The sequence below is a fragment of the Candidatus Ruminimicrobium bovinum genome (genome assembly GCF_902760015.1).
GTDB classification, from domain to species: domain Bacteria; phylum Elusimicrobiota; class Endomicrobiia; order Endomicrobiales; family Endomicrobiaceae; genus Ruminimicrobium; species Ruminimicrobium bovinum.
On sequence record NZ_CACWEU010000205.1, the window covers coordinates 1 to 3,674 of the forward strand.

Below are 3,674 nucleotides of genomic sequence, written 5' to 3' on the forward strand. Positions count from 1 at the left end.
AAACAATAACTGAATTAAAGATTTCTTTTTATATATCAATTTTTTTGTTTTTAATGTTTTCTATATTGTTATATCTAAAAAAACATTTAATATCCAGAATAATAATTATTATCTTATTAATTATCGATCCATTAATAACCATGAAATCATTTTCAAAACCTTTTATTTATAAAAATAATTATACTTATAACTATATTTTAACAGAAAACTTTAATGAACAACCACGTTTTTCTTCAAGAAAAAGATATAGTTTAAAATATAATCCGGAAAATTCTTTAGGATTGTTCCCGGATAAACTTAAAAATTATTTGACATTTAATGAAAAATATAAAAACAATAATATTTTAAGTTTGTTAAGATGCAAATATATAGTTGATTACCACTCCGGCGGTGTAATAAAAACAGATAATAAAACTCTTAACAGAATTAATGTTTTTTATGATTATAAATTAGAAAAAGATAAAAGTGAAACTTATAACATTTTATCTAACAAAAAATTTGATATATTTAATACTGTAGTTTTGGAACAAGAACCTAAATTTAAACCTAAAATAAAAGGAAACTATAGTATAAAAATTTTATATTTTAACGAAAACTCAATAGAATTTGAATGCAACACAACTGAACCTGCTATAATTTTATATACGGATAATTATGCAAAAGGTTGGAAAGCATATGAAATTGATAACCCAAAACAAAAATATGAAATAATTTGCGCAGACTATATATATAAAGCAATCTCCGTAAATCAAGGAAATCATAAAATAAGAATTGAATATAGACCCTTAGCTTTTTATGTAAGCATGTGGGTATCAATTTTTTCTTGGATTACTTTTTTTATTTTATTATTCATTTATAAGAAAAAATTTATAAAAAAGGAACAATAATAATGAACAAAATTGTTTTAGCATCGGCATCGGAAAGAAGAATAACTTTACTAAAAAAGTGGGGTTTAAAATTTAAAATATGCCCAAGTGACATAACAGAAAAAACAAAATTTAAAAGGCCATCGGCAATAGTTAAAGATTTATCTTTACAAAAAGCAAAAGCAGTTCAAAAACAAAATAAAGACTCAATAATAATTTCAGCCGATACAATAGTTGTTTTAAACGGTAAAATTATAGGAAAGCCCAAAAATAAAAAACATGCAATGCAAATACTAAGCGAACTTAACGGAAGTTATCATAAAGTATATACCGGCGTTACGATACTTGCACAAAACAAGAAGGAAAATTTTTACGATGTTGCCGTTGTTAAAATGAAAAAAATATCACAAGAACAGTTACAAATTTTATCGGCAAAAAACTTGGATAAAGCAGGCGCTTACGCTGTGCAGGACAAGCAAGATAATTTTGTCAAAAAAATTTACGGCGATTACTACACCGTTGTAGGTTTGCCTTATTATAAATTAAAAGAAAAATTAAAACCGTTCGCAATAAAACTAACTGCCGCTACAAAATTATAAATCTGCCAATACTTTTTTTATTGCTTCCGCCAATATTTGAGAAGTTTCTTTTTCAAAAACGTTTTGATATTCGGCTGTTGTTCCGTCTGCCAAATCGGAAATTACCCTTGTTACCAAAAAAGGAATTTTATTTCTTGTTGCAACCTGTGCTATTGCCGCACCTTCCATTTCAACCGCCAAAGCATTGAAAGTTTTATTTATTTCTTCTTTTAATTTTTTATCGGAAACAAATTGGTCACCGGTTGCAATTATACCTTCATAAATTTTATTTTCTTTTACCGTATTTAATAACGAACTTTTAAATTTATCCGCAATATTTTTATCACTAAAATATTTGGTTGGTTTATCTTTGTCTGCTCCGGTAAACATATATCCCTTTGCATAACCTAATACCGAAACGTCAAAATCGTGTTGAATAAGTGAATTACCTATAACAATATCACCTACTTTTAAACCTTTACCTATCCCGCCTGCAACACCTATATTTATTATAACATCAGGAGTAAATGTATCAATTATATATTGACAATTCAATGCAGCATTAACTTTACCAATACCTGTTTGTGACAAAATAATAAATTTATTATTTATATTTCCGGTAAATATTTTTAAATCTTTATAAACTTGCTCCTGTAAATTAGTTAAATACCTTTTTACTTCTTCAACTTCACATTCCATTGCACCTAAAACAGCTATTTTAGAAATCATAGTCATAACTTTTCTCCTATGTCATTAATTATAAATTGCCATTATGCGTTGGAGCATTTTTTGGGGTTAAACCTTTTTTAACATTATGGTAATAAGAATATGTCATAGATGGTTCATTGTTTAAAACAACAGCATTTGTTACTTTTCCTAAAAATACGGTGTGCGTTTCGGTATCAAATTCGGAAATTATGTCGGCTTCAAAATAAGCATTTGTCCAATCCGTTACTATTGGAATACTGTTTGCATTTGTTATAAATTTTACTCCGGCAAATTTATCAAAATCTCTCGAACTTCTAAAACCGAACTTGCCTATAAACTCAAAAGGAGCAGCTTCCGTTAAACAAGATGCGGCAAATTTTTTACCGGTTTTTAAAAGTTGATATGTATTATTTTGTTTTGAAATACTTATTGCTATTGTTGCAGGATCGGAAGTAATTTGAAAAACGGTATTTGCTATTTGTCCGCCTTTTTTGCCGTCTGCAACTGACGTAATAATAAACATTCCATAAGAAATTTTTGTAAATGCCAATTTATCCATAAAACCCCCTATTTAAAAATTCCACCTGTTTGCATGGCCCAAAAAAGCAAGTCAATATGTGCCATCGGTATTTTTATTTTATTACAAAAGCCAACCATCATTTGTTCTGTTTCCAAATATTTTCTAACTGTTAAAGTTTCCGGTATTTCGTCAATAGCACCGTAATATTTTAAATTTTTAAGTATATGCCTATCAAGTATTGCCAAATCCAACCCCAAACCTATATTTCTTAAAAAATGTCCGGCTTCCTTATAACCTATACCTTTTATATTATCTATTATCCATTTTCTTAATTCTTTTATATCATCAAAAGATTTTAATTTATTTTTTATGTTCAACTTACCGTTTAATGAAAATTTATCTCTTGCTTGAACTAAAAATTTTGCTTTATTGTTTTGGAAACGAACATTATTTATATTTTTTGCAATTTCGTCACAATTTGCTTTAAACAAAAGTTTTTTATCATATAATGTATTTACCGCTTTCCAACATGAAACAGCTTTTGATTGAGGAGTAAACAAACAGAAAGCAAGTTCCGCAAAGACCGCATTATCCGAACCTTTTTCAAAAACTTTACGGAAATGTTTTATTCTTTCTTCTATTTTTTCTTTTGCATACTTATTCCAGAAATAAACAAGTTCTTTTATGTTTTCGGGTTTTTTTGCAGTATTTTCTATATTTACAAAATCTATTTTTATTAACATATTTCAAATTATACCAATTTATAAAAAATTGTAAAAACTATTTTTGTGTTTAGAACCGAGTACTGCATTGTTAGCTGTGTGTCGGATACTCAACAGAAAAGGCGGCTCTAAAAAACAAAAAAAATACCGGGAATAAATTCCCGGTATTTATATTATAAAAAGTTTTATTAATAATACGCTCCCAAGGAGAATTGAACTCCTGCTGCATGATTGAAAATCATGTGTCCTAACCCCTAGACGATGGGAGCATATAAATTAA

General features: G+C 27.8%; 5 protein-coding genes and 1 tRNA gene. 2 read left to right on the forward strand and 4 right to left on the reverse strand.

The genetic code is table 11. From position 1 onward, the window contains the following. Both ACMUOV_RS06890 and ACMUOV_RS06895 read left to right on the forward strand, forming a co-directional pair. Positions 1-887, forward strand: an 887-nt coding sequence (locus ACMUOV_RS06890) for a hypothetical protein (protein ID WP_413854366.1), incomplete at its 5' end; no start/stop codon positions are given. A gap of 2 nt (positions 888-889) precedes the next feature. After that, positions 890-1,465 (forward strand): Maf family protein, encoded by a 576-nt coding sequence (locus ACMUOV_RS06895; RefSeq protein ID WP_413854367.1) that lies wholly within the window; start codon positions 890-892, stop codon positions 1,463-1,465. Here the strand turns inward: ACMUOV_RS06895 and ACMUOV_RS06900 are convergent. The 4 genes from ACMUOV_RS06900 to ACMUOV_RS06915 all read right to left on the reverse strand — a co-directional run bounded on the left by ACMUOV_RS06900 (position 1,460) and on the right by ACMUOV_RS06915 (position 3,663). Beyond that, complete coding sequence (locus tag ACMUOV_RS06900; protein WP_413854368.1) at positions 1,460-2,179, reverse strand: 5'-methylthioadenosine/adenosylhomocysteine nucleosidase; 720 nt, start codon at positions 2,177-2,179, stop codon at positions 1,460-1,462. The two genes, ACMUOV_RS06895 and ACMUOV_RS06900, sit on opposite strands and share 6 nt — an antisense overlap. Positions 2,180-2,201: 22 nt before the next feature. Continuing rightward, the gene (locus ACMUOV_RS06905; protein ID WP_413854369.1) at positions 2,202-2,711 is read right to left on the reverse strand and encodes a flavin reductase family protein; all 510 of its coding nucleotides are present in this window, start codon (positions 2,709-2,711) and stop codon (positions 2,202-2,204) included. 8 nt (positions 2,712-2,719) lie between these two features. Beyond that, positions 2,720-3,415, reverse strand: a complete 696-nt coding sequence (locus tag ACMUOV_RS06910; RefSeq protein ID WP_413854370.1) for an N-glycosylase/DNA lyase — start codon at positions 3,413-3,415, stop codon at positions 2,720-2,722. A gap of 176 nt (positions 3,416-3,591) precedes the next feature. Next, a tRNA-Glu gene (locus ACMUOV_RS06915) sits at positions 3,592-3,663 on the reverse strand. Positions 3,664-3,674 lie beyond the last annotated feature (11 nt).

What these genes read in the sequence shown, in the direction of transcription:
- ACMUOV_RS06895 (WP_413854367.1), top strand. Translation starts at nt 890, where the DNA reads ATGAACAAAATTGTTTTAGCATCGGCATCGGAAAGAAGAATAACTTTA.
- ACMUOV_RS06900 (WP_413854368.1), bottom strand. Translation starts at nt 2,179, where the DNA reads ATGACTATGATTTCTAAAATAGCTGTTTTAGGTGCAATGGAATGTGAA.
- ACMUOV_RS06905 (WP_413854369.1), bottom strand. Translation starts at nt 2,711, where the DNA reads ATGGATAAATTGGCATTTACAAAAATTTCTTATGGAATGTTTATTATT.
- ACMUOV_RS06910 (WP_413854370.1), bottom strand. Translation starts at nt 3,415, where the DNA reads ATGTTAATAAAAATAGATTTTGTAAATATAGAAAATACTGCAAAAAAA.